This window comes from Cellulomonas sp. NEAU-ZC6, from assembly GCF_056844425.1.
In genome coordinates, this window is the sequence record NZ_JBXFYH010000003.1 from 188192 (window position 1) to 212949 (window position 24758).

Consider the following 24758-nt stretch of genomic DNA (forward strand, 5'->3'; position numbering starts at 1 on the left):
GGCGTGCCGCCCTCCGCCTCCACCTCGCGCCGCCCCGCCCGGGGCGGCGGTCGCGCGGCGGCCGCGCCCGCCGGGGTCGCCTGGGACGAGGTCGCGCTCGCCCCGGTGGTGCTCGTCACCGGTCCGGAGGAGCTGCTGGCCGAACGCGCAGTGGACCGGCTCGTCGCGCAGGCGCGGGAGCGCGACCCGCAGGTGGAGGTCACCCGGATCGACGGCTCCGCGTACGGGCCGGGCCAGCTGCAGCTGGCGACCAGCCCGTCGCTGTTCGCCGAGGACCGGGTGGTCGTCGTCGAGAACGTCGAGAAGGCGACCGACGAGCTGGTCCTCGAGGCGACCGCGTACGTCGCGCACCCCGAGTCCGACGTCGTGCTCGTCCTGCGGCACGGCGGCGGGCAGCGCGGCAAGCGGCTGCTGGACGCGGTCCGTGCGGCGGGACACCCCGTCGCGTCCTGCGAGACCATCAAGCGGGACGCCGACAAGGCGTCGTTCGTCACGCAGGAGATGCGCCGCGCGGGCCGGCGCATGGAGGCCCGGGCCGTCCGGTCGCTCGTGGACGCCGTCGGCAGCGACCTGCGCGAGCTCGCGGCCGCGTGCAGCCAGCTCGCCGCCGACACGACCGGCGTGGTCGGTGTCGAGGTCGTCGAGCGCTACTACGGGGGACGGATCGAGGCGACGGGCTTCCGCGTCGCCGACGCGGCCGTCGACGGCCACGCGGGGGAGGCGGTCGCGCTGCTGCGGCACGCGTTCGCCACGGGGGTCGACCCGGTGCCGCTGGTGGCGGCGCTCGCCGCGCGCCTGCGGATCCTCGCCAAGGTGTCCGCGGTGCGGGGTCGCGGGCCGGGGGCCGAGCGCGACCTCGGACTGGCACCGTGGCAGCTCGACCGCTCGCGCAAGGAGCTCGCACGCTGGACGCCGGAGGGGCTCGCGGCGGCGATCACCGCCGTGGCGCAGGCGGACGCCGAGGTCAAGGGCGCGAGCCGGGACCCGAAGTTCGCGGTGGAGCGAGCCGTCCTCCGGATCGCCGGAGCCGTGCGCCGCTAGGCCCCTCGCGGCCCGGGCGACCTAGAGGAAATGCCCGGTGGAGTCGGCGCTCGGCCGCAGCAGCGGCGCGGACGACCGGTCCAGCAGCAGGCTGCGCTCGAGCAGGTTGCCCTGGTAGAGGTCGAACCCGAGGCGCCGTCCCGCCTTCAGCTCGGTGCTGGACTCGACGAACTCGGCGACCAGCAGCGCGCCGTGCGACCGGGCGAGGTCGACGACCGGCTCGCCCTCGAGGTCGAGGTCGCGGGCGTCGATCTTGACGAAGTCGGCCTGCGGGAGCAGCGAGCGCTGGTCCTGCCGGGACACGAACCCGGCCATCGCGATGCGGAAGCCCTGCTCGCGCAGCCGGCGCACGCCGCGGAGCACGTCGCCGTCGATGCGGGTGCCGCCGGCGATCTCGACGACCAGGCGGTCGGGGCGGGCGGGCAGGTGCAGGTCGCCGACCAGGTAGGCGCGGGGGCACCGGACGAACAACCACCGGCCGTGCCCGACCTCGTCGACGTCCGCGCGGCCGAAGGAGGCGCGCAAGACGGCGCTGGTGGCGCGCTCGTGCTGCAGATCGGTCCAGGCGGCGGCGTCCGTGCACGTCGCGCCCGGGGTGCGGAACGCGAGCTCGTAGCCGAAGGGGTGCAGGCGGGGGGAGAAGATCCCCTGCCTCCCGACCACCACCTGCTCACGTCCGACGTGGCGGTCCCACTCGCGCCGGAGCGCGTCCGGGATCGCCGAGTCGATCTCGGCGGCGAGCCGCCGCTCCACGTCGCCCTGTCCCCTGGTCATGTCGTCTATGACACCACAGTCACGACAACATGACACGGCCCCAGCGCCCTCACCGGGGCTTATGTCCGGATTTCTCGCGCGCAAACAGGCGGTGGTTCACCCGATTGGGCGGTTATCCAGGGGAAACGCTCAACCGCTGGTGCGAAGCGCTCCGCGTGAGTCATGCTTCTCGTGACAGAGAGTCAATGTTCTGTGACAGGAGAACCCCCCATGCGCACCTCGCTCAAGGCCCTTGCGACCGCCGCCCTCGCCCTGACCCTGACGATCGGCGCCTCGGGCGCCGCCAACGCCGCCGGCTTCTCGATCCAGAGCGGCGCCACCGGCTGCTGCCGGATCGTCGTCTGAACGCCTTCGGCGCATCCGGGCTCGCCCTGCTGACTCTCGGTGCACGGGGCGGGCCGGGCGCCGACCGGCCCCGTCGTGGCGGACGGGTGACGTGCTCGCCGTCCGGCGACGTCATAGGTACAGTGACACCCATGACGACCATTGCTGACCGCGTCCGCCAGGCGCGGTTGGCCGCTGGGCTCTCCCAGACGGCCCTCGCCGGAGACGCGCTCTCCCCGAGCTACATCTCGCTGATCGAGTCGGGACGGCGCGAGCCGACCGACGCAGCGCTCAGCGTGCTCGCGGAGCGGCTCGGGTCGACGGTCGAGTACCTCAAGCACGGCGACGAGGGCCCCGCCGAGGCCCGCGCCCGGCTCGCCCTCGACTACGCCCGGCTGGACCTCGTGTCCGGCGAGGCGACGTCGGCGCGGGACCGCATCCTCGCGCTCGACCTGGAGTCGGTCACCCGCCAGGTGCGCGTCGACTCCCAGCTCGCGCTGGCGCAGGCGCACGAGATGCTCGGCGACCTCGAGTCGGCCGTCGGCGTCCTCGAGCCGCTGCTGACGCACGCCCGCGCCGAGCAGCACCACCTCGACGCCGCCGCCGCCGCGACCGCCCTGGTCGCCTCGTACGTCGAGTCCGGCGACCTCGGTCGCGCGATCGAGGTGGGGGACCGGCAGCTCGCGGAGCTCGAGGAGTCCGGCCTGACCGGCACCGACGAGCACCTGCGCCTCGGGTCCACGACCCTCTGGGCCTACGTCGAGCGCGGCGACCTGCTGTACGCGACGCACCGCGCCGCCGAGCTGATCCGCCAGGCGGAGTCGCTCGGCACCCCGCGCGGCCGCGGGTCCGTGTACTGGAACGCGGCGCTCGTCGCGGAGCAGCGCCACGACTACGCGCTGGCCAAGCGCTACACCGAGCGCGCGCTGGCGCTGCTCGGCGAGGGCGAGATCAGCCGCGACATCCCGCGCCTGCGCCTCAACTACGCGTGGCTGCTGCTGCGCAGCGACCCGGCCGAGCCCGCCATGGCCCTCGAGCAGCTGGACCGCGCCGCTCCCGAGCTCGCGGTGTCCGGCTCCGAGGTGGAGATGGCGCGCCTCGACGTGGAGCGCTCGCGCGCGCACCTCATGCAGGGCGACCCGGTCGCCGCCGAGGGCTACGGCCGCGCGGCGCTGGGCCGGCTCGGCGACCAGCCGCGGCTCGACGGCGCGGCGGCGCAGCTGGCGATCGGCGACGCGCTGCACGCGCGCGGCGAGGTCGAGTCGGCCTCGCGGGCGTACCGCTGGGCCGCGGACATGCTCGGCATGATGTCCGCTTCGCGGCAGTCCGCCGCGGTGTGGCGCGAGCTCGGCGACCGGTTCCTCGGCCACGGGGACATCACCGGGGCCGCCCAGGCGTTCGACCGGGCGCTGCGGGAGGCGGGCTTCCGGCCCGCCGTCCCCGCGGTGCTGTGGGAGGCGTGGAGCGCGGTGGCGCAGGACTGACCACCGCGTTCCCACGGGACGGCCTCCGGGCCGGCCCGCACAGAGGGCGTCACCCCGCAGGGGGGGTGACGCCCTCGGCGCGTCCGGCGGCAGCAGCAGTGCCGGGGGGCGTCTGCTCGCCCGCGCGTGCCGCTGCCGCTCCGGCATGCCGCCGGCGGCCGCGTGCTGCCACCTGTCGGTCGCGGTCGGGCTCCGGCGTCGCGCACCCCGGGTACGACGAAGGGCGCCACCCCGCGGGGGTGGCGCCCTTCGTGCGCGATCAGGTCCGCGTCAGAGCGCGTTGACCGACTTCGCCAGCGCCGACTTCTTGTTGGCGGCCTGGTTGGCGTGGATGACGCCCTTCGAGGCGGCCTTGTCGAGCTTCTTCGACGCGGCGACGAGAGCGGTGGTGGCCGCCTCCTTGTCACCGCCGGCGACGGCCTCGCGCACGCGGCGCACGAACGTCTTGAGCTCCGACTTGACGGCCTTGTTGCGCAGGCGCGCCTTCTCGTTCGTCGTGATGCGCTTGATCTGGGACTTGATGTTGGCCACGGTGTGGACTCTCTTCGTGTGTTCGCCGGAGCGAGAGGAACAAGGTCGTAGAGGGCGCGTCCGGCGCCGGGACTGGGGCGTGGGGACACCCGCGGAGAGGAACCGGACTAGTGCCCGCCGACCCGGGCGGACACGCGACTGACAAGACTACCAGGACAGCCCGGTCCGACGAAGCCCGGGTCGCGCGGCTCACACGGGGCCGCCCGGGCGGCCCCGCCCTCGACGGCGTTGACCCGCCGCGACGTGCGCCGCTAGCCTGCGAGCAACCGGTTTCTCCGCGTCCCGACGCGGAACCAGCCGCGCACGGCCGGTGCCCCGACGGCGTCGTCGAAGGAGAACCCCCGTGCGCCCTCGTCCCCGTCCTGCCCCGCGTCCGGCGCCGCCCGGCCTGCGTCCGGCACCGCCCGGCCTGCGTGCGGCGGTGTCCGGCCTGCTCGCGCTGGCCCTGGCGGGCGCTGCCGTGCCGGCGGCCGCCGCGCCGGCAGAGCCGTCCGACCCCGAGCCGGGGCCGGCCGCGACCACGGAACCGGCGCACCCGGAGGACGCCAGCGCGCAGGACGAGCGCGCCTGGGAGAGCGCGTTCGTGGGGAACGTCTCCGGCACCGGCGCGAACGCCGGGTCGGTCGACGTGGGGGAGGACGGCAGCATCCGGATGGTCTCCGTGGACGGCAAGATCGCCGAGTCGGAGGACGGCTTCGTCTACCACTACACGCGGATCGACCCGGCCACCGAGAACTTCACGCTCACCGCCACCTTCCACGTGGACGACGCGTCGACGGTCGACAACCAGGGCGGCTACGGGATCATCGCCGTCGACTCCTTCGTGCCCGGCGACAAGGGCGCGCGGTACTTCAACTCCGCCGCCGCGGCGTTCGCCCGCCAGACCGACCCGGAGACCGGCTCCTTCCTCTACGGCGTCCCCGGTGGCCGGTTCGTCTCCGGCTACACCGACGCCCCCGACGTCGCCTCGACCGCGCGCTCCACGCGGGACTCCGCCGCCTTCGACCGGGAGTTCCGCTCGGACCACACGACGGAGCTGAACGCGAACCCGCCCAAGATCCTCACGGGGGACACGTTCACCCTGACCCTGCGGCGGTCGAGCACCGGCTTGCACGCGTGGCTCGGCGACGACGTCGACCGCCAGGTCATCGCGTACGACCCCGACATGCTCCTGCGGCAGACCGACGACTCCTTCACCGTCGGGGTGTTCGCCGGGCGCAAGCTGGCCGTCACCGTGACGGACCTGACGCTGACGACGATCCACCCCGACGACGACGACCCCGCGGTCGACCGGCCGCTGACGTTCCTGCAGCCGGCGCTGGCGGCCACGTCGGCCACCACCACGCCGTCGACGGAGTACGCGCCCGCGCTGACGCCGAACGTGCGGGGCGAGGTGCACGTCCTCGACGACCGCGGTGCGGTGCTGGGCGGCCCGGTGCCGGCGGAGCCCGGACTGCCGGCGCAGGTACCGCTGAAGCTGCAGGAAGGCCGCAACGACCTCGCCGCGGTGCTCGTACCGGCACCGGAGGAGGAGCAGGACCTCGACGAGCACACCCGGCTGACCTCGACCGACCCCGTGACGATCCCGCTGGGCATCGAGGTGCGGCGCTACGGCGTGCCCGGGAACGCGCTGCACGTCGCTCCCGACGGCACGGCGGACGGTGCCGGCACCCGCGCGGCGCCGGTGGACCTCGAGACCGCGCTCGCCTTCGCCCAGCCCGGCCAGCAGGTGGTGATGCGCGGCGGCACGTACCGGCCCGAGCGGGCGATCAGCATCCCGCGCGGCCGCGACGGGGCGCCGGGCGCCCGCATCGTCCTGACCTCCGCCCCGGGCGAGCACGTGGTGGTGGACCTGTCCGGGTCGCGGGACGGCGGGTTCGTGCTGCGCGGCGACTTCTGGCACGTGCACGACCTGGAGGTCACGGGCGCACGGGGCCGGCAGAAGGCGTTCTCGGTCATGGGGAACGACAACGTGATCGAGCGCCTGCGCACGCACCACAACGGCAACACCGGGCTGCAGATCTCGGGGGACGACTCGGAGCCGTTCGCGCTCTGGCCCGCCCGGAACCTGGTGCTGTCGAGCGTGTCGCACCACAACGTCGACCCCGAGCGGAACGACGCGGACGGCTTCGCCGCCAAGCTCACCGTCGGCGACGGGAACGTGTTCCGCTACTGCATCGCGCACCACAACGTCGACGACGGCTTCGACCTGTACGCCAAGTCGACGCTCGGCCCGCACGGCGGCGTCCTGATCGAGCACTCCGTCGCGTACCGGAACGGGTACCTCACCGACGACCCGGACGAGGTCTCGCCGCAGAGCGGGACCGGCTTCAAGCTCGGCGGCGAGTCGATCCCGCTCGGCAACGTCCTGCACAACGCGGTCACCTACGGGAACGTCACCCAGGGTGTCTCCAGCAACTCCAGCCCCGACGGGACCATCGGGCAGGTCACGGCGTACGACAACCACCGGAACAACCTGACGCTCTCGACCGTGACGCACCCGGTCACGGACTACAGGGTGCAGGGGTTCCTCTCGGCGAGTCCCCGCGGTCGCGACGTCGTGCAGCTGCGCGAGCAGGAGGACACCATCTCGACGGACCCGTCGAACTACCGGGACGGGGTGAACGCGCTCGGTGTGCAGGTGCAGGACGACTGGTTCGTCAGCGTCGACACCACGGTCCCGCCGAGGATCGCCGACGACGGCAGCATCGACATGCACGGGCTGCTGGAGCTCACCGCGCACGCGCCCGCCGACACCGGTGCCCGGCTCGGGCCGAACCCCGATCCGACGGAGCTGGTGATCGGCGACGAGCCCGGCCAGGCGGAGTCAGGCCCGCCCGCGCCCGAGCCGGAGGCGGAGCCTGGCGTGGACATCGACCCCGAGCCCGAGCAGGACGTGCTCGCGGGCGCCGGCTCCCCGGCGCCGCTCGCCACCACGGGGACGACGGTGGCGCTGCTCGCGCTCCTGGCCGCGGCCTCCGTCGTGGCGGGAGCGGGGTTGCGGGCCCGGGCCCGGCGGTAGGGGGCCGGGCCGCTGACACGTCTCCGGGGAGGTCGTCTACGGAGCAGTCGACCTCGCAGCCGAGCCTGGACGGGTCCCCTCGGGTCGCGGGAGCGCCCGCACATCGAGATCACCGATCCCGGAGAAGTCGTCGGGGTTGGTCGTGAAGAGCGGGAGGTCGCGAGCCACCGCGGTGGCGGCGATCAGCGCGTCGAACGCTCGTGCGCGCGGCTTGCGCCCGGACCGGCGGAGATCTGCCGCGACGCGTCCGAAGGCGCGCGCGGCCTCGGCGTCGAACGGGACCGGCTGGAAGTCGGCCTCCGCCTGCTGCAGGTGCGCCTGCCGGGCGGCGCGCTCGTGCGGGTCCTCCGTCACCAGCGGGCCGACCGAGAGCTCCGCCAGCGTCACCGCGCTGATCAGGGGCTCATCGGGCAGCAGGTCGGGATCGAGGTGGCCCATCAGGATCACGACGTCGGTGTCGACCAGACCGCGCGGCTCCTGGCTCACCACGACATGTCCACGACGGCGTCGAGGTCGTCGCGCAGCGTCGTCGGGTCGACGTGCGGCAGGTGCCGGCGCCGCGCGACGAGCTCGCGCGCGCTCGGCCCCCGGCGCGGTGCCGGCCGGAGCTCGGCGACGGGCTCGCCGTCCCGGGTCACCAGCACGGCGTGGCCGCGCAGGACCTCGTCGAGGACCTTGCCGCCGTGGTGACGGAGGTCCCGCACGGTGACGGTCGGCGGCGAGGGTGTCATGCACCCGACGGTTTCACCGGTGAGACACCGGCGAGCCGTACTCGGGTCGTCCCGAGAGCGGGGCGGTGCTGCCGGCGCCGGGCGCCCGCGGGTGGTGGAGCTGGGCAGGTCGAGGGTCGGCACGGTGGATCCTCCCGGTGCGGTGCTGCGCGGACTGGTCCTCGACGCTATGAGGTCGGCGAGCATGCACCGTAGGTGACGCGGAGGCTGCGTAGGTGGTCGGCAGCCGGAGACCGTCAGCCCCGGTAGTACACCGCCAGCGGGTACCCCGGCCCGTCGAGCACCGTCACCGGCGTCGCGAACACGTCCGACAGCACGGCGCTCGTCATCACCTCCGACGGCGGTCCGACGTACCGGATCCGCCCCTGCGTCATCGCGATGATCCGGTCCGCGTACGCCGAGGCGAAGTTGATGTCGTGCACCACCAGCACCACGGTCTTGCCGAGCTCGTCCGCGGCCCGGCGCAGCCGCGCCATCATCGACACGGCGTGCTGCATGTCGAGGTTGTTGAGCGGCTCGTCGAGCAGGACGTACTCGGTGTCCTGGGCGAGCACCATCGCGACGTAGGCGCGCTGCCGCTGCCCGCCGGAGAGCTCGTCCAGGAACCGGTGCTGCAGGTCGGTCAGGTCCAGGAACCCGAGCGCGGTGTCGACGGCGGCCTCGTCGTCGCGGGTGAGGCGGCCCTGCGAGTGCGGGAACCGCCCCAGCTGCACCAGCTGCCGGACGGTCAGCCGCGCGACGAAGTGGTTCTCCTGCCGCAGGATCGCCAGCCGCTGCGCCAGCGCGCGCGGGTGCGCCGTGACCACGTCGAGGCCGCCGACGGTGACGCGCCCGGTGTCGGCACCGAGCAGCCGGCCGACGATCGTGAGCATCGTGGACTTGCCGGCGCCGTTGGGCCCGACCAGGGCGGTCACGCCGCCGGTCGGGATCTCGAGGTCGACCGGGCCGAGGGCGTGCACGTCCCCGTAGGTCTTGGCGACGTCCTGGAGCGTGATCACCGCAGGCCCTTCCGCAGCAGGTGGACGAGGAACACGACGCCGCCGCCCAGCTCGATGATCACCGAGACCAGGCCGGCGGCGTAGAACACGTGCCGCAGCACGAAGTAGGCGAGCAGCAGGGTCGCGCACGCGACGGCCACGACCATCGGCAGCGTCCGGGTGTGCCGGCTGTCGCCGACGACCTGGTAGGTGAGCATCGCGACGACGAACCCGAAGAACGTCATCGGCCCGACCATCGACGTCGACACCGAGATGAGCACGGCGACCAGCACCAGGGTCAGCATGACCTCGCGCTGGTGCCGGACCCCGAGGCTGGTGGCGGTCTCCCGGCCGAGCGCGACGACGTCCAGGACGTGCCGGCGCCGCCACACCACCGCCCCGACGACGACGCACACCAGCGCGCCCCACGGCAGGTAGGACACGTCGGAGGCGCTGATGTTGCCGAACAGCCGGGCCGACAGGATGTCGAACTCGCTGGGGGTGAGCAGCCGCTGCATGAACGTCGACAGCGAGCCGAACCCCATGCCGAGCACCACGCCGACCAGCAGCAGGAGGTGCAGGTTCGCCTTCGTGCCGGTGAACAGCCAGCCGTACAGCACGGTGGCGAACGCGACCATCAGCAGGCTCTGCAGCGCGACCTTGCCCAGGCCGTCGGTCGCGGCGAGCGCGCCGGCGCCGAGCACGAACACCAGGCCGGTCTGGACGACCCGGTACAGGGCGTCGAACCCGAGGATCGACGGCGTGAGGATCCGGTTGTCGGTCACCGTGTGGAAGATGACGGTCGCGACGCCCTGGCAGAACGCGACCACGAGGATCGTGCCGACGGACGCGAACCGGCTGCGCACGATGACCCAGAACCCGGACGAGCCCGGGGCGGCGGGGTTGCCGTAGGTGAGGATGCCGACCGCGGCGGCCACCGCCACCAGGGCGACCAGGGCCAGTCGCACCCCGTAGGACCCGGCGACGGCCCGCCACCGCGACGCTGGGGCCAGGACCACCGGGGCGGCCGTCGCGACCTCAGCCACGGCGCTGCACCCGCAGGACCAGGGCGATGAACGCGGCGGCGCCGACGATGCCGAGCACCATCGCGACGGGCACCTCGAACGGCATCCGCACGGTCCGGCTGACGATGTCGCACGCGGTGACCACGGCGATGCCGCCCAGGCAGACCCAGGGCAGGTTCGACCGCAGGTCGTCGCCGCGCAGCAGGGACACCACGTTGGGCACCACCAGCCCGAGGAACGGCAGGAACCCGACGACCACGGTCGTCACCCCCGAGGCGACCGCGACCAGCGCGGTGCCGAGCAGGATCAGCCGGTCGTAGGACAGGCCGAGGTTGGTCGCGACGTCCCGCCCGAGCCCGGCGACGGTCAGCCGGTCGGCGAGCACGAAGATCGCGACGCACACGGCCGCGACCACCCACAGCACCTCGTACTGCCCGCGGACGACGCTGGTGAAGCTGCCCATGAACCAGGTGCCGAGCAGCTGCAGGTAGTTCGTGGAGATCGCGATGAGGGTGGTCAGGGAGCTGACGACGGCGCCGAGCATGATCCCGACCACCGGGACGACCAGCGTCGAGCGCACCTGCACCCGGCGCAGCACCGCCATGAAGACCATCGTGCCGACGAACGCCGCGAGGCTGGCCAGGACCATGCGCGTCGCGATGCCCGCGGTCGGCAGCAGGATCACGGACAGCAGCAGACCGAGCGCGGCCCACTCGGTGGTGCCGCTGGTGGTCGGCTCGACGAACCGGTTCTGCGTGAGCTGCTGCAGGACCAGGCCGCTGACGGCCATCGCGCTGCCGGCCAGCACCAGCGCGAGCGTGCGCGGGACCCGGGTGATGAAGAACATCTCGGTGCCGCCGTCGGCGCGCAGGTCGTAGACGCCGACGAACAGCGACAGCAGCACGAGCGCCAGCGTGACGACGGCGGCGACGACCAGCGGCACGACGGACCGCCGCACCGGGCGCGTGCCCGGTGCGGCGGTCGTCGGTGCGGGGGCGAGCGTCACGCGGCCGCGGAGAACGCCTGCGCCACCTGCTCGTACAGCGCGGTGTAGGCCTGGATGTCCTCGGTCAGGTAGAAGTCCGGGTCCAGGTAGATGACCTGGTCCTCGGCGACGGCGGTCACCCCGGCGAGCGCCTCGGAGCCGCCGATCAGCTCGGACGCCGGGCGGTACTCGCCCTCGCCGACGCCCGCGCCGTCCCGGTCGAGCACGACGATCCAGTCCGGGTTCGCGGCGGCGATGGCCTCGACGCTGATGTCGTCGCCGTGCGAGGTGTCCTCCGCGGCCTGCTCGATGGCCGGCTGCAGCCCGAGCGTCGGGAACAGGGTGCCGATGCTGCGGCCGGTCACCGGCGCGCTGTAGGAGATCTCGCCGCCCGAGGTGATCAGGCCGACCACGGTGCTCTCGCCGTCGTACGCGGCGGTGGCGTCGGCGACCGCCTGCTCGTAGTCGGCGACGATCGCGGCCGCCTCCTGCTCGCGGTCGAAGATCTCGCCCAGGATCTCGACCTGGCGCGCCAGCTCGGCGGACTGCTCCTCGCCGTCGCGGGGCGCGATCTCGATCACCACGGCGTCGGGGTTCTGGGCCACGATGTCGTCGTAGGAGTCGGAGAACCGGTAGCCGCCGATGATCAGGTCCGGCTCGGCGGCGACGATCGACTCCAGGTCCGGCTCCCGGTGGGTGCCGACGTCCAGCACGGCGTCGTCCTCGGTGTACGCGGGCCACAGGCCGTCGCCCATGATGCCCTTGGGGGCGGCGACCAGCGGGACGTCCCACGACGACAGCGTCTCGAACACGTGGTTGTCGAGGGCGACGACCCGCTCCGGGTTCACCGGCACCTCCACGGTGCCGTGGTTGTCCTCGATGGTGACCGTCGACGGGGCGGCGGTCGTCGCGGCCGCGTCGGCGGACCCGGCGTCGGCCGTGCCGCCGCAGGCGGCGAGGACCAGGGCGAGCGGGGCTGCCGTCAGGACGGCGGCCGTCCGGCGGGTGGCGGTGCGTGCGGGCATGGGTGTGGCTCCTTGCGGGAGTCGGCGACTCGGACGTGCGACGGAAGTAAGGGCAACCTATCCTTACTGACGCCTGTCACGTCAACCGTCGGCGCGTCGCGCCTCCTCGTACCAGACCAGCCACGCCCGCCCGGCGTCGCCGGTGCGCCGGCGCAGCGCCGTCCGGCGGATCCGCATCGGCCGCAGGTCGACCCAGCTCTGCTTGCGCAGGCCCGGGAGCATCCCCGGCGCCCGGGTGTACTCGGGCCGGTCGTCGTGGTCCTGCGAGGTGAGGCGTGCGACGGTGCAGGTCCGGCCGCGCTGGCGCAGCACCACGACCGGCCGGTCCTTGGACCCCGTCCCGTCGCGGAACGGCACCTCGGCGAACCACACCTCGCCCGGCCGCGCCGACGGGCGCCCGGCGCGCCCGAGCAGCCGGAGCACCAGCACCACGGCGCCGACGACGACGACGAGCAACCAGGGGCGGTCGGCCAGCAGGTCGGCGAGCGCGGCGGGGATGATCGAGTCGGTCACGGGACGCGAGTGTGCCAGCCGGCGCCCGGCCGGGCGGTCACTGCCGCGCCATCGCCACCCGCATCCGCTCCTCCGGGCTGACGACGTGGTCGGCGTCCACCGGTCCGACGTCGAGCTGCACCCAGTGGATCCGCCCGGTGAACCGGCTGGTGGCCGTGGTGTAGCCGGACCCGACCGGGGTTCCGGTGTCGCGTCCCACGTCCGTCGTCTCGTCGGCGGAGAACACCAGCGGCTGCGTCGCACCGACCCGGCCGACGCCGACGACGGTCCCGTCGACGTAGAGCGTCACGTCGCCGCCGCGCCCGAGGCCGCCGCCGTCGTAGGCGAGCTCGGCCCGGAGCTGGTGCCGGCCCTCCGGTGCGGGGGAGTCCGCGACGACCAGGAACTCCTGGATGCCGAGCACGTTGTAGACGAACGCGAGCCGGCCGTCGTGGACGTACGCCGCCCAGCCGCCGAACCGGCCGCCCTGCGCGATCAGCACGCCCTGCGCACCGGCCGCCGGGACGTCGACGTCGGCGGTGACGGCGAACGACCGGTTCTTGACGGACACGACGCTGTTCTCCGACAGCCGACCCATCCCGGCGTAGAACACCTGGGTGTCACCGCGCACGAGCGTCGGCCGGCCGGCGAGCGCCGGGTCCAACCGCTCGGACACCCGGTCGTCCATCGGCAGCACCTGGTACTTCGTCGCCTCGATCAGCCAGAGCCGCTGCAGCCGCGCCAGGACGTCCGGGTGCTTGTCGGCGAGGTCCCGGGCCTGGCTGAAGTCGGTGCTCCCGTCGTAGAGCTCCCAGAGGTCCTCGTCGAACGGCGGCAGCGTGCCGCCCACCATCACCCACGGCGTCCGGTGCTTGGTGACGGCGCTCCACCCGCGGTGGTAGATCCCGCGGTTGCCGAACATCTCGAAGTACTGCAGGTCGTGCCGCTCCGGGGCGGCCTCGTCGCCGAAGGCGTAGAGCATCGAGGTGCCCTCGATCGGCGCCTGCTGCACGCCGTTGACGGAGATCGGCTCGGGCAGGCCGGCGGCCTCGAGGACCGTCGGGGCGATGTCGATGACGTGCGTGAACTGCGACCGCAGCCCGCCCGGCTCGGCGATGCCGGCGGGCCAGTGCACGATCGTCCCGTTGCGGGTGCCGCCCCAGTGCGACGCGACCTGCTTGGTCCACTGGTACGGGGTGTCCATGGCCCAGGCCCAGCCCACGGCGTAGTGGTTGTACGACGTGGGGGAGCCGAGCTCGTCCATCTTGCTGCGCAGGAACTCCGGGGTCTCCAGGGCGGCCATCCCGTTGAAGTTCGCCATCTCGTTGAACGCGCCGTTGACCGTGCCCTCGGCCGAGGCCCCGTTGTCACCGATGATGTAGTAGACGATCGTGCTGTCCAGCACGCCGAGGTCCTCGAGCGTGTCGAGCAGCCGGCCGACCTGCGCGTCCGTGTGCTCGAGGAAGCCGGCGTACGTCTCCATCTGCCGGGCGAGCACCGGCTTGAGCTCGTCGGGCATGGCGTCCCACGCGGGGATCTCGTCGTGCCGCGGCGTCAGCTCCGCGTCCGGCGGGACCACGCCGAGCTCCCGCTGCCGTGCGAACGTGCGCTCGCGCTGGACGTCCCAGCCGTCGTCGAATGCGCCCGCGTACCGGGCGATCCACTCGGGCGCCACGTGGTGCGGGGCGTGCGTCGCACCGGGCGCGAAGTACACGAAGAACGGCCGGTCCGGCGTCAGGGCGCGCTGGGTGCGGAGCCAGGCGGTGGCGTGGTCGGCCAGGTCCTCGGTCAGGTGGTAGCCCTGCTCCGGGGTCGCGGGCGGCTCGACGGGGGTGGTCCCGTCGTACAGCGCGGGGTCCCACTGGTTGTTCTCGCCGCCGATGAACCCGTAGAAGGTCTCGAACCCGCCGCCGCCGGTGGGCCACGCGTCGAACGGACCGATCGGGGAGGTCTGCCACACGGGCACCTCGTGGCACTTGCCGAACTGCGCGGTCGCGTACCCGTTCAGCCGCAACGTGGTCGCGAGCGGGGCCTTCGTGTTCGGGCGGACCGAGGAGTTGCCCGGCGCCGAGGTGGCCGTCTCGGTGATGCTGCCCATCCCGACCGAGTGGTGGTTGCGGCCGGTCAGCAGCGCCTGCCGCGTCGGCGCGCAGAGCGCGGTGGTGTGGAACCGGTTGAACCGCAGGCCGCCCGCGGCGAGCCGGTCGGCCGTCGGCGTCCGGCACGGGCCGCCGAACGTGCTCGACGCCCCGAACCCGACGTCGTCCAGCAGCACCACCAGCACGTTCGGGGCGCCCTCGGGCGGCAGCAGCGGCTCGATCGGCGGGAACGTGGTGTCGGGGTCCTTCGCGTCGTACGTGGTCAGCCCGGTGGGCGGCCGGTCGGGGATCGGCAGGATCGTCCGGGCGTGCAGGTCGGGGCGCATCGGGGACCTCCGCGGGTCGGGGCACGTGCCCCGCACGCTAGGGACCCTCGACGGCTCCGCGCCTCACCCGCAGCGGGGGTCAGGCGTCCGCGGCGCAGCGGAAGCCGACGTTGCCGGCGGCGGAGTCCGGGGAGCTCGAGCTGCGGGAGTCCACGCGGTAGCGGAAGCAGTACGAGGCGTGGCACAGGTACGACCCGCCGCGCAGCACCCGCCGGCTGCCGGTCGACGGTGGCGAGCCCCGGCGGTAGGTGTGCACCGAGAACCAGTCCGCGCACCACTCCCAGACGTTGCCCGTCACCCCGTGCAGCCCGAACCCGTTGGCCGCGTAGGCGGTGACGGGAGCCGTGCCGACGTAGCCGTCCGCGGCGGTGTTCGACGACGGGAACTCGCCCTGCCAGACGTTCATCCGGTGCTCCCCGCCGGGCTCGCGGTCCGCGCCCCACGGGTAGTGCACGCCCGCCAGGCCGCCGCGCGCGGCGTACTCCCACTCCGCCTCCGTCGGCAGCCGGCCGCCGGACCAGGCGGCGAAGTGGTCCGCGTCCTGCCAGGTCACGTGCACGACGGGGTGGTCGGCCAGACCGGCGAGGTCCGAGCCCGGTCCGCACGGGTGCCGCCAGCCGGCGCCCTCGACCTGCCGCCACCACGGCGCACCGACGACGCCGCGGGTCGGCGGCGTGTCGTCCGGCAGCAGCCCGGCGAACACGAACGACCAGCCGTCGCGCTCCGCCTGGGTGACGTGGCCCGTCGCCGCCGTGAACTCCGCGAACCGCGCGTTGGTCACGGCGGTGGTGTCCATCCGGAACGGCGCCAGGCGCACGCGGTGGGCGGGCCCCTCCCCGTCCTCGGGGTAGCCGTCCGGGCCGTCGTGGCCCATCACGAACTCGCCGCCGGGCAGCAGCACGGCGCCGGGGAGCGCGTGCGTGGGGGTCGTGCCGCTCACCGCCGCCGTCGGTGCGTGCTCGCGGCCGCCGGGCGTGCAGCACGCGTGCTCGGGCTCCATGGACCGATCCCACCGGGTGCCGGCAGGTCGTGCCTCGCCCGGCAGGGGTGAGGCGGCGCTCAGCGTGCGATCGTCGTCCGGTCCGCCTCCAGGTCGAGGAACGCCGCCATCCGCGTGCCCTCCGCCAGCACCTCGTCCTCGTCCGGCGGTCGCAGCGGCTCCAGCGGGCGGACCACCAGCGCGCCGTCCTCGACGACCCACGTCGCCGCGACGAACCCGTCCACCAGCACCGTGGCGTGCACCATCGAGTACCCGGGCATCGTCGTCCTCCGGTGCGCCTCGGGGAGGATCCGGGTGCGGTCCCGGTGCCCGAGGACGGCGTTGTCGAACGCCGCGACGAACCGCACCGGCGCGGGCGCGTCCTCGTCGGCGAGCCCGGCGTCGGGCAGGTCCAGCAGCTCGGCGCCGTCCGGCCCGCGCAGCACACGCAGCTCCGCTCCCATCCCCGCGACGACCGGGCCGAGCCGGGTCAGCCCGGTGCACGCCTGCAGGTCCATCACGCCCGCCGGCCCGAACGCCGCGAGGTACCGGCGGACCAGCGCGGGCAGGTCCGGCTCGGCCACCGGACGCCCGAGCCAGGCCTGCGCGTCCGCGACGGAGATCGCCCGCCGGCTCCACCACGACCCCCACGCCGACGTGCCCGGGTCGTGCACCACCGGCGACAGCGCCTCGACCGCCGCCGCCAGGACCGCGCCCCGCCGGCCCGGCCAGCGGCCGACCAGGACCGCCGCGAGGTCCCGCCGGCGGACGAGCCCGTCGCCGAGCACCTCCCGGGCCAGCCCGACGAGCTCCGCGGGGTCGATGCCGTCGGTCTGCTCCGCGTAGTACGCGGCCCGGGACAGCCGGGTGAGCACCGGGTCGATCGTCGGGCGGAGCCACAGGTAGTCGTCGGCGGTCACCAGGTGCTGGGTGCCGCGCAGCAGCGGTCCGCGGACGAGCGCGCGCTGCTCGACGGCGGCCTCCAGGTGCGCGCGCTCGAACCCGGCCAGGCGCGACCACAGCCCGGCGAACACCCAGTTCGGCTCCTGGGCCTGCACCGCCAGCAGCCGGTGCACCGCCGCGGCCGGCGTCAGGTCGGCCCGGTGGTCCAGCAGCTGCCGGCGCAGCAGCGTGCGGTTCAGCCGGCGCAGCGTCAGCGGTGCGGTCACGCGGCCGGAGGCACGTTCTGGTTCCGCCGGAACACGTTGCCGGGGTCGTAGGTCGCCTTGACCGCCGCGAGCCGGTCCCAGGTCGCCCCGGGGTAGGCCGCCCGGACCCGCTCCGGACCCTCGTCGCCCAGGAAGTTCACGTACACGCCGGCGTCGCCCTGGTCGAGCAGCGCGACGGTGCCCTCGACCCAGGCCGCGCGGTGCGCGCGGTGCCCGGGGTCGTCCTCGGTCACGAACGCGGCGACGTTGCCCATCAGCCGGCTGGACCGGTGCGCGTACGCGGTCGCGTCCGCCGGCACGCGGGCGATCGCCCCGCCGAGGGCGCGCAGCTGCACGACCCGCATCCCGTCGAGGTCGCGGAGCCGCTCGAGCACGCGCTCCGCCAGCGGCAGGTCGACGTGGTCCAGCAGCAGCGTCCGGGCGACGGCCGTCGGGTGGTACTCCGGGTCGGCGGGCGGGAACAGCTCGGGGTACGCGACGGGCCGGACCAGGTCGGCCAGCGGCGTCGCCAGCGCCCGGAACGGCGCGAGCACCCCGTCGGCGGCGTCGGCCGCGCCCGACCAGCACACCAGCGCCATGGCGACCAGCTCGCCGTGGTGCTCGGCCGCGACGAACGGCATCGGCGGGCAGGGCATCACGTTGACGATCGCGCTGAGCTCGTCGGGCGCGGCCTGCAGCGCGGCGACGAACCCGGCGAGCACCGCGGCCGAGGCGGGCAGCACCAGGATCCCGCCCGTCACCCCGTCCAGCGGGTGCAGCCGGAACCGGAACCGCGTGACGACGCCGAAGTTGCCCCCGCCCCCGCGCAGCGCCCAGAACAGGTCCGGGTGCTGGTCGGCGTCCGCGCGCACGACCCGCCCGTCCGCGAGCACGACGTCGGCGGCGAGCAGGTTGTCGACGGTGAGGCCCTGCGACCGCGACAGGTACCCGACGCCGCCGCCCAGCGTGATGCCGCCGACGCCCACCGAGCCGGTGTCCCCGAACCCGACGGCCAGCCCGTGGGCGGCGGTCGCGGCGGTGACCTCGCCCGCGGTGGCGCCCGCACCGACCCAGGCGGTGCGGGCCTCGACGTCGACGTCGACCGCGCGCAGGTCGCGCAGGTCGACCACGAGGCCGCCGTCGACCGTCCCGTGGCCCGCGCCGCTGTGCCCGCCGCTGCGCACCGCGAGCGGCAGGCCCCGGTCGCGGGCGAAGGACACGGCAGCGGCCACGTCGACGTCCTCGGCGGGGCGGACGACGAGCGCCGGCCTGGGGTCGACCCCGCCCAGCGTGATCACCCGCAGCGCGTCGTAGTCGGGGTCGGACGGTTCGACGACGCGGCCCCGCAGGCGGGCTCGCAGCTCGTCCACGGCGGTGCTCTCCACGGTGGTCATCCGGTGCTCCTTCGCGACGGCGCGGCTGAGACGCCCAGCGTTCTCCCGCTCGTGGTGCGGGGGCAAGGGGTTTCGCGGGTCCGGCCGGTCCCGGGCATCCGTACGATGACGCGCATGGAGCTGCGGTTCAGCGGCGAGGTGATCCACTGGCGAGGGCCGTCGCCGTTCCACTTCGTGGCGGTCCCCGACGCCGAGGCCGCGACGCTGCGGTCCGCGTCGGCGCTGGTGTCCTACGGGTGGGGCGTCATCCCGGTGGCGGTGACGCTCGGGGGGACGCGCTGGACGACGTCGCTGTTCCCGAAGGAGGGCGGCTACCTGGTCCCGCTCAAGGACCGGGTCCGGCGGGCGGAGGACGTGCGGCTGGGCGACACGGTCGCGCTGGTGCTGACGCTCGACGTCTGACGTGGTGCAGGGTGGGTCGCATGCCCGCACCCCGCCGCGGTACGACGACCTGGCTGCTGCTCGCGGGGGTCCTGGGCGCGGCGCTCGCCGGCGCGGGCGCCTGGCTGCTGACCCGGCCGGGTCCGGGCTGGGTCGCGTACGCGCCGCTGAGCGGGTCGACGTACGACCCCTCGCGCCCGGACCGGGGCGCGGTCGCGCTGCTGGTGAGCGGCGTCGTGCTGCTGGTCGCCGCGGTGGTCGGGCTGCTCGTGCGCCGTCGTCGCGGTCCCGCCGGTCGCTGACCCGGTCGCCCGACCCGGCGCCGTCCCGCGCGAGCGCGCGTCGCCGGCGGCTCCTAGGCTCGACCCGAGCGCCGCGGCTCCGGCCGCGGCTCGTCGTCACCGTCGACCCGAAGGACGCTGCCCGCCATGAAGACGTTCACCCTGCCCGGCACCGACATCGTCGCGCCCAACGTGATCCTCGGGCTGATGCGGATCCAGGACAAGACCGACGACGAGGTGCGCGAGCTGGTCCGCACCGCGCGCGACGCGGGCACCACCTTCGTCGACCACGCCGCGGTCTACGGCGACGAGAAGCACGGCTGCGAGACCCGGTTCGCCGAGGCCCTCGACCTGACGCCGTCGCAGCGGGACGAGTTCGTCATCCAGACCAAGGCCGGGATCATCAAGGACGGCCCGTACTTCGACTTCTCGTACGACGAGATCGTCGGGTCCGTCGAGGGCTCGCTGCGCGCGCTGCGCACCGACCACGTCGACATCCTGCTGCTGCACCGCCCGGACGCCCTGGTCGAGCCGGACGAGGTCGCGCGCGCGTTCGACGAGCTCGCGGCCGCCGGCAAGGTCCGGGCGTTCGGCGTCTCCAACCACACGCCGCGGCAGATCGACCTGCTGAAGAAGTCGGTCACCCAGCCGCTGGTGGTCAACCAGGTGCAGCTGAGCATCACGCACGCCCCGCTGGTCGCCGCCGGCGTCTCCGCGAACATGGCGGCGCTGGACCAGTCCATCGACCGCGACGGGGGCCTGCTCGACTACTGCCGGCTGCACGACATCACGCTCCAGGCGTGGTCGCCGTTCCAGAAGGGGTTCTTCGACGGGGTGTTCCTGGGCGACCGGGAGAAGTTCGCCGAGCTGAACGACGTCATCGACCGGCTGGCCGCGAAGTACGGCGTGACGCCCATCGGCATCGCGACCGCCTGGATCACCCGGCACCCCGCGCAGATGCAGGTGGTGCTCGGGACGACCACGCCGTCGCGGGTCACCGAGGCGGCGGCGGGGTCGGACCTGCCGCTGACCCGGGCGGAGTGGTACGAGCTGTTCCGCGCGGCGGGGCACACGGTGCCGTGACCGTGGGGCGTGCGGCCGCGGTGTCACCGCTCTGCGGCAGCATCAGGGCATGACCTTCGACTTCGAGGCCGAGCTCTGGGTGTGGGACGCGCGCAAGCACGAGCGGTGGACGTTCGTCAGCCTGCCCGACGACGTGTCCGACGAGATCCTCGAGCGGGCCGGTGCGTTCGCCCGCGGCTTCGGGTCGCTGCGGGTGGAGGTCACCGTCGGCGGCACGACGTGGCGGACGTCGATCTTCCCGGACGGGTCGCGCAAGGCGTACTCGCTGCCGGTGAAGAAGGCGGTCCGGGCGGCCGAGGGGCTGACGGTCGGGGGCCCGGTGGCGGTGCGCCTGCGCGTGCTGGACGTCTGACGCCCGTGGCGGCCGTCAGGCCGCGAGACCGACCACGTCGACCGGGGCGTCCGCCGCCACGCCGGCACCCACCGCCGGCGCCACCGGTGCAGCGGCGGCGGCCTCCAGCGCCCGCTTGCGGCGCGCCCGCAGCACCACGGCCACGGCGTGCGCGCCGACGACGGCCCACACGGCGTTGGTGACCACGGACGGCCACACCCCGCTGCTCGCGGCCACCATGCCCATGAACAGGCCCGACACCACGTTCGCGAGCTGGTAGCGGCCCGACGTCGGTGCCCACTTCCCGCGGGTGACGAGGACGTAGGCGACGAGGCACGTGACCGCGCCGACCCAGCCGAGCGCGGTGACGAATGCGGACACGACAGACTCCAGGCAGGAAAAGGGGTGGGTGAGGGGAGGCCGGCGGCCCGCGTGCGGGGTGTGCCGACAGGAAGATTCTGCGGCGGATCCGGGTTCAGCACAATCGAATGATGTTGCGACCGGGGTGTAGTCGAACTGAATTAGGATGAAACGGTGCCGACCGATCCCCGCCGCCTCGCCGTCCTGCTCGCCGTGCACCGTGCGGGCGGCGTTCTCGCCGCCGCCGACCTGCTGCACGTCACGCCCTCGGCGGTGTCCCAGCAGATCACCCGGCTGGAGGCCGAGGAGGGCGTCGCGGTGCTCGACCGCGGGCCGCGCGGGGCCACGCTGACGGCGGCCGGGCGCATCCTCGCCGAGGCGGCCGAGCGGATCGAGTCCGAGCTGGTCGAGGCCCGCAAGTCCCTCGCGGAGCTCGGCGGGGAGCTGTCCGGGCGGGTCACCGTCGCCGGGTTCCAGACGGCCATCCGCGCCGTCGTCGCCCCGGCGTTCGCCTCGCTGGCCGAGCACCACCCGAACGTCGAGCTGGTCGTCGAGGAGCGGGAGCCGGGGGAGTCGATGCGCCGGCTCCGGGAGGGCGATGCCGACATCGTGCTGCTGGAGCGGGACGAGGACGCCGACACCCACGTGCCGCGCGGGCAGCGGGACGTGGTGCTGCTGGAGGAGCCGTGGCGGCTGGTGCTGCCCGGCGCGGTCGCGACGCCGACCCAGCTCTCGGACCTGACGGGGGTCACGTGGCTGGACGCGGAGCGGGGGACCGCCGCCGCGCGCGCGATGCACCGGGTCGCGGCGGCGCTCGGTCCCATCTCGACCCGGCACGTCTACTACGACTTCGACGTGGCGCTGGCGCTGGTGGCCGCCGGGCAGGGCGTCGGGATGCTGCCGGCGCTGGCGCTCCAGGGCGAGCTGCCGGACGGGGTCACCGTCGCCACCGTGCCCGGCCTCGGTTCGCGCCGGCTGGTCGCCCGGCACCGTGCCACGCGCCGCGAGCCGGGCCCCGCGGTGGTCGCCGTGATCGACGAGCTGCTGGCCGTCGCGTCGGGGCTCGACCTGGTCTGACCAGGCGGGACGCGGGTGGCGACCCTAGGCTCGGCCGCATGGACTGCGACGTGGTGGTCGTCGGCGCGGGTGTCGCCGGGCTGACGTGCGCCCGGACCCTGCACGCGCGGGGGCTGGACGTCCGGGTGCTCGAGGCCGGCCCGGTGGTCGGCGGCCGGGTGCGCAGCGAGCAGGTGGACGGCTTCACGCTGGACCGCGGTTTCCAGGTGCTGAACCCCGCCTACCCGGCGCTGCGCGAGGTCGCCGACCTCGACGCCCTGCGGCTGCAGCGGTTCCTGCCCGGCGTCGCCGTCCGGCGCGACGACGGCCTGGCGCTGCTCGCCGATCCCCGGCGGGCACCGTCGCGGCTGCGGGAGACGCTCGCCAGCGGCTACGTCCGCCCGGCCGAGCTGGCGGCGCTGGCCCGGTGGGCGGCGCCCGCGCTGGGCCCGGTGCGGGCGCTGGAGTCCGGACCGGACACGACGCTCGCCGAGTCGTTCGCGGCCGCGGGGGTGACGGGCCGGATCCGGTACGAGGTGCTGGAGCCTTTCCTCGCCGGGGTGCTGGGAGACGAGTCCGGCACGACGTCCGCGGCGTACGTGCGGCTGGTCGTGCGGTCGATGCTCCGCGGGACGCCCGGCCTCCCCGTCGGCGGCATGGGCGCCCTGCCGCAGCAGCTGGCGGCACCGCTGCCGCACGTGACGACCGGTGCGCGCGTGACCGCGGTGGAGGCCGTCGCGGGCGGGCGGGCCGTCCAGGTCGACGGGTCGCAGCTCCGGGCGCGCGCGGTCGTCGTCGCGACGGACCCGGTCACGGCCGCGTCGCTGACCCACCTGGCGGCGCCGCCGATGCGCGGGCTCGTGACCACGTGGTGGGCGGCCGGGGGGCTCGCGCGGCAGACCGCCGTGGTGGTGGACGGCCGGCGGCGGGGCCCGCTGGCGAACGCGGCGGTCGTCTCGTCCGCGGCGCCGTCCTACGCCCCGGCCGGCGCGCAGCTGGTGCAGGCGACGTACGTCCTCGCGCCCGGGCCGCGGGACCCGGCCGCGACGCCCGACGCGTTCACGGTGCGCCGGCAGGCGGGGGAGATGCTCGGCGCGGACCCGCGCGGGTGGCGCGAGCTGGCCCGGCACGAGGTCCCCGGTGCGCTGCCGGCGACCCCGCCGCCCCTGGCCGTCCGGCAGCCGGTGGACCTGGGCGACGGGCTCTACGTGTGCGGCGACCACCGGGACACGCCGTCGCAGCAGGGCGCCGCCGTGTCGGGGCGGCGCGCCGCGTGGGCGGTGGCGCGGCGGCTGCTCGGCGGCTGAGCACGGCACGCACCGCGCGCGCCGAGCGGTCCGCGCGGCTCAGAGCTCGACGCGCAGCAGCGGGACGTCCGGGACGGGGTCGGTGCGCAGCCGGGCGTGCGTCTCGACGTCGTACCGGCGGTCCCCGTACCGGAGCTTCTGCCGCTCGACGCCCTCGGCCGCGAACCCGGCGCGCGAGGCCACCCCGCACGAGGGCGCGTTCTCCGTCCGGTGCCCGAGCTCCAGCCGGAACAGGTCGAGCCGGTCGAACGCGACGACGGCCGCCGTCGCCAGCGCGCGCGTGGCCAGGCCCCGCCCCCGCGCGCCCGTGGTCAGCCAGTACGACAGCCACGCCGTCCCGTGGCGCTGCTCGGCGGCGCCGATGCCGACGCTGCCCACCACCCGCCCGTCGACCACCACGGCCAGGTGGTGGTCGCGCGGGCCCCAGGCGGCGAGCCGGCCGGCGACCTCGGCGCAGCCCTGCGGCCCGTCGCTCACCGCCGCCGGCAGCTGCCGGTCGAGGTCCGGCGACTCCCGCACGGCGGTCAGCAGGTCGGGACCGTCCTTGGGTCGCCAGCGGCGGAGGACGGCGTCGGCGGCACGGTCGTCGACCGGGGCGGGCGGGGGCGTCGGCACCGGTCGAGCATCACACGCCCGCGCACACGCCGGGGGTGTTCCGTCGTGCCATCGCCCCGGACCAGCCGGGGCCGGGCACGACGAGGTGGACGAGATGATGACGGTGATCGGCGGGGTCGACGCGGATCGCGCTCTGAAGGACAAGCACCGCGCCATGTGGGCGCTGGGCGACTACCCGGCGCTCGCGGCCGAGGTGATCGCGGACCTGGGCCCGGCCCTGGTGGACGCCGTCGGCGTCGGACCGGGCGACCGGGTGCTCGACGTCGCCGCCGGGTCCGGGAACGCGGCGGTGCCCGCGGCGCTCGCCGGCGCGACGGTCGTCGCCTCGGACCTGACGCCCGCGCTGCTGGACGCCGGCCGGCGCTCGGCGGAGGCCCGGGGCGTCGCGGTCGACTGGCAGGAGGCGGACGCCGAGGCGCTGCCGTACGGCGACGCCACCTTCGACGTGGCCCTGTCCTGCGTGGGGATCATGTTCGCCCCGCACCACGCGGTGGCTGCGGCGGAGCTGCTGCGGGTGGTGCGGCCCGGCGGGCGGATCGGCCTGCTGTCGTGGACCCCGGCGGGGTTCATCGGGCGGATGTTCGCCACGATGAAGCCCTACGCCCCGCCGCCTCCGCCCGGGGCGCAGCCGCCGCCGCTCTGGGGCGACGAGCGGCACGTGCGCGAGCTGCTGGGCGACGCCGTGACCGACGTCCGGGTGGAGAGGCGCCGGCTGACGGTCGACGCGTTCGGGACGCCGGAGGCGTTCCGGGACTACTTCGCGTCGCACTACGGCCCGACCATCGCGGTGTACCGGGCCGTCGGCGCCGACCCCGAGCGGGTCGCCGCGCTGGACGCGGACCTGGTCGCGCTCGCCCGCGACGCCGACGAGGGCGAGGCCGGCGGGCCGGCGGTGCTGGGCTGGGAGTACCTGCTCGTGACGGCACGGGTGCGCTGACGGCGGCCCTTGACGCAGGGAGGGCCGGGCGGCACTGTGATGTGGGCCAC

The 24758-nt window shown here is 74.8% G+C and carries 26 protein-coding genes; 11 read left to right on the forward strand and 15 right to left on the reverse strand.

The features are described from left to right. Positions 1 to 3: 3 nt before the first annotated feature. Complete coding sequence (gene holA / locus AC1050_RS14460) at positions 4 to 1041, forward strand: DNA polymerase III subunit delta (protein ID WP_482388102.1); 1038 nt, start codon at positions 4 to 6, stop codon at positions 1039 to 1041. Between the two features lie 21 nt (positions 1042 to 1062). Here the strand turns inward: holA and AC1050_RS14465 are convergent, their stop codons facing one another. Then, positions 1063 to 1815 (reverse strand): EAL domain-containing protein, encoded by a 753-nt coding sequence (locus tag AC1050_RS14465; RefSeq protein ID WP_482388103.1) that lies wholly within the window; start codon positions 1813 to 1815, stop codon positions 1063 to 1065. A gap of 210 nt (positions 1816 to 2025) precedes the next feature. Here AC1050_RS14465 and AC1050_RS14470 point away from each other — a divergent pair, with 210 nt between their 5' ends. Together AC1050_RS14470 and AC1050_RS14475 are read left to right on the forward strand one after the other, a co-directional pair. Next, entirely contained in the window at positions 2026 to 2160 is a 135-nt protein-coding gene (locus tag AC1050_RS14470) for a hypothetical protein (RefSeq protein ID WP_482388104.1), read from the forward strand. A gap of 131 nt (positions 2161 to 2291) precedes the next feature. Next, positions 2292 to 3623: a helix-turn-helix domain-containing protein gene (locus AC1050_RS14475; protein WP_482388105.1), complete on the forward strand. Its 1332-nt coding sequence runs from the start codon at positions 2292 to 2294 to the stop codon at positions 3621 to 3623. 270 nt (positions 3624 to 3893) lie between these two features. On the opposite strand, the gene rpsT is transcribed toward AC1050_RS14475, so the two are convergent. Then, positions 3894 to 4154, reverse strand: coding sequence for a 30S ribosomal protein S20 (gene rpsT, locus AC1050_RS14480; RefSeq protein WP_482388106.1), 261 nt, complete (start codon positions 4152 to 4154; stop codon positions 3894 to 3896). A 343-nt stretch (positions 4155 to 4497) separates the two neighbouring features. Between rpsT and AC1050_RS14485 the strand changes: the two genes are divergently transcribed. Further along, positions 4498 to 7176 (forward strand): right-handed parallel beta-helix repeat-containing protein, encoded by a 2679-nt coding sequence (locus tag AC1050_RS14485; RefSeq protein ID WP_482388107.1) that lies wholly within the window; start codon positions 4498 to 4500, stop codon positions 7174 to 7176. Positions 7177 to 7212: 36 nt separating this feature from the next. Here the strand turns inward: AC1050_RS14485 and AC1050_RS14490 are convergent, their stop codons facing one another. The 11 genes from AC1050_RS14490 to AC1050_RS14540 form a co-directional block, all read right to left on the reverse strand. Beyond that, the gene (locus AC1050_RS14490; RefSeq protein ID WP_482388108.1) at positions 7213 to 7662 is read right to left on the reverse strand and encodes a PIN domain-containing protein; all 450 of its coding nucleotides are present in this window, start codon (positions 7660 to 7662) and stop codon (positions 7213 to 7215) included. Next, positions 7659 to 7907, reverse strand: coding sequence for a type II toxin-antitoxin system Phd/YefM family antitoxin (locus tag AC1050_RS14495; protein WP_482388109.1), 249 nt, complete (start codon positions 7905 to 7907; stop codon positions 7659 to 7661). The genes AC1050_RS14490 and AC1050_RS14495 overlap by 4 nt, the downstream gene beginning before the upstream one ends. Positions 7908 to 8143: 236 nt before the next feature. Beyond that, positions 8144 to 8905, reverse strand: a complete 762-nt coding sequence (locus AC1050_RS14500) for an iron ABC transporter ATP-binding protein (protein WP_482388110.1) — start codon at positions 8903 to 8905, stop codon at positions 8144 to 8146. After that, positions 8902 to 9930 carry an iron chelate uptake ABC transporter family permease subunit gene (locus AC1050_RS14505; RefSeq protein WP_482388111.1) on the reverse strand — a complete coding sequence of 343 codons (1029 nt, stop codon included), beginning with the start codon at positions 9928 to 9930 and terminating at the stop codon, positions 8902 to 8904. The genes AC1050_RS14500 and AC1050_RS14505 overlap by 4 nt, the downstream gene beginning before the upstream one ends. Continuing rightward, complete coding sequence (locus AC1050_RS14510; protein WP_482388112.1) at positions 9923 to 10915, reverse strand: ABC transporter permease; 993 nt, start codon at positions 10913 to 10915, stop codon at positions 9923 to 9925. The genes AC1050_RS14505 and AC1050_RS14510 overlap by 8 nt, the downstream gene beginning before the upstream one ends. Continuing rightward, on the reverse strand, positions 10912 to 11919 hold the full coding sequence (locus tag AC1050_RS14515) for a siderophore ABC transporter substrate-binding protein (protein WP_482388113.1): 1008 nt from the start codon (positions 11917 to 11919) through the stop codon (positions 10912 to 10914). Before AC1050_RS14515 ends, AC1050_RS14510 begins: the two co-directional genes overlap by 4 nt. An 81-nt stretch (positions 11920 to 12000) precedes the next feature. Beyond that, complete coding sequence (locus tag AC1050_RS14520) at positions 12001 to 12432, reverse strand: type II toxin-antitoxin system PemK/MazF family toxin (RefSeq protein WP_482388114.1); 432 nt, start codon at positions 12430 to 12432, stop codon at positions 12001 to 12003. A 37-nt stretch (positions 12433 to 12469) separates the two neighbouring features. Beyond that, a complete protein-coding gene (locus AC1050_RS14525) occupies positions 12470 to 14836 on the reverse strand; it encodes an arylsulfatase (RefSeq protein ID WP_482388115.1) in 2367 nt (788 codons plus the stop codon). Positions 14837 to 14915: 79 nt separating this feature from the next. Next, entirely contained in the window at positions 14916 to 15836 is a 921-nt protein-coding gene (locus AC1050_RS14530; protein WP_482388116.1) for a formylglycine-generating enzyme family protein, read from the reverse strand. Between the two features lie 59 nt (positions 15837 to 15895). Then, entirely contained in the window at positions 15896 to 16984 is a 1089-nt protein-coding gene (locus tag AC1050_RS14535; RefSeq protein ID WP_482388117.1) for a winged helix DNA-binding domain-containing protein, read from the reverse strand. Further along, positions 16981 to 18357: an FAD-binding oxidoreductase gene (locus AC1050_RS14540; RefSeq protein ID WP_482388118.1), complete on the reverse strand. Its 1377-nt coding sequence runs from the start codon at positions 18355 to 18357 to the stop codon at positions 16981 to 16983. The genes AC1050_RS14535 and AC1050_RS14540 overlap by 4 nt, the downstream gene beginning before the upstream one ends. 114 nt (positions 18358 to 18471) lie before the next feature. On the opposite strand from AC1050_RS14540, the gene AC1050_RS14545 reads away from it, so the two are divergent. From AC1050_RS14545 to AC1050_RS14560, 4 genes are all read left to right on the forward strand, one after another. Continuing rightward, the gene (locus AC1050_RS14545) at positions 18472 to 18759 is read left to right on the forward strand and encodes a DUF1905 domain-containing protein (protein ID WP_482388119.1); all 288 of its coding nucleotides are present in this window, start codon (positions 18472 to 18474) and stop codon (positions 18757 to 18759) included. Between the two features lie 20 nt (positions 18760 to 18779). Continuing rightward, entirely contained in the window at positions 18780 to 19040 is a 261-nt protein-coding gene (locus AC1050_RS14550; protein WP_482388120.1) for a hypothetical protein, read from the forward strand. Positions 19041 to 19166: 126 nt separating this feature from the next. Further along, positions 19167 to 20102: an aldo/keto reductase gene (locus AC1050_RS14555; RefSeq protein ID WP_482388121.1), complete on the forward strand. Its 936-nt coding sequence runs from the start codon at positions 19167 to 19169 to the stop codon at positions 20100 to 20102. A gap of 49 nt (positions 20103 to 20151) precedes the next feature. Continuing rightward, positions 20152 to 20454, forward strand: a complete 303-nt coding sequence (locus tag AC1050_RS14560; RefSeq protein ID WP_482388122.1) for a DUF1905 domain-containing protein — start codon at positions 20152 to 20154, stop codon at positions 20452 to 20454. Between the two features lie 15 nt (positions 20455 to 20469). On the opposite strand, the gene AC1050_RS14565 is transcribed toward AC1050_RS14560, so the two are convergent. Further along, positions 20470 to 20814 (reverse strand): CBU_0592 family membrane protein, encoded by a 345-nt coding sequence (locus AC1050_RS14565; protein ID WP_482388123.1) that lies wholly within the window; start codon positions 20812 to 20814, stop codon positions 20470 to 20472. Between the two features lie 153 nt (positions 20815 to 20967). On the opposite strand from AC1050_RS14565, the gene AC1050_RS14570 reads away from it, so the two are divergent. Both AC1050_RS14570 and AC1050_RS14575 read left to right on the forward strand, forming a co-directional pair. Next, complete coding sequence (locus AC1050_RS14570; protein ID WP_482388124.1) at positions 20968 to 21870, forward strand: LysR family transcriptional regulator; 903 nt, start codon at positions 20968 to 20970, stop codon at positions 21868 to 21870. A gap of 38 nt (positions 21871 to 21908) precedes the next feature. Continuing rightward, entirely contained in the window at positions 21909 to 23156 is a 1248-nt protein-coding gene (locus AC1050_RS14575) for an NAD(P)/FAD-dependent oxidoreductase (RefSeq protein WP_482388125.1), read from the forward strand. Between the two features lie 39 nt (positions 23157 to 23195). On the opposite strand, the gene AC1050_RS14580 is transcribed toward AC1050_RS14575, so the two are convergent. After that, positions 23196 to 23771, reverse strand: coding sequence for a GNAT family N-acetyltransferase (locus tag AC1050_RS14580; protein WP_482388126.1), 576 nt, complete (start codon positions 23769 to 23771; stop codon positions 23196 to 23198). Between the two features lie 97 nt (positions 23772 to 23868). Between AC1050_RS14580 and AC1050_RS14585 the strand changes: the two genes are divergently transcribed. Further along, positions 23869 to 24708: a class I SAM-dependent methyltransferase gene (locus tag AC1050_RS14585; protein WP_482388399.1), complete on the forward strand. Its 840-nt coding sequence runs from the start codon at positions 23869 to 23871 to the stop codon at positions 24706 to 24708. Positions 24709 to 24758 lie beyond the last annotated feature (50 nt).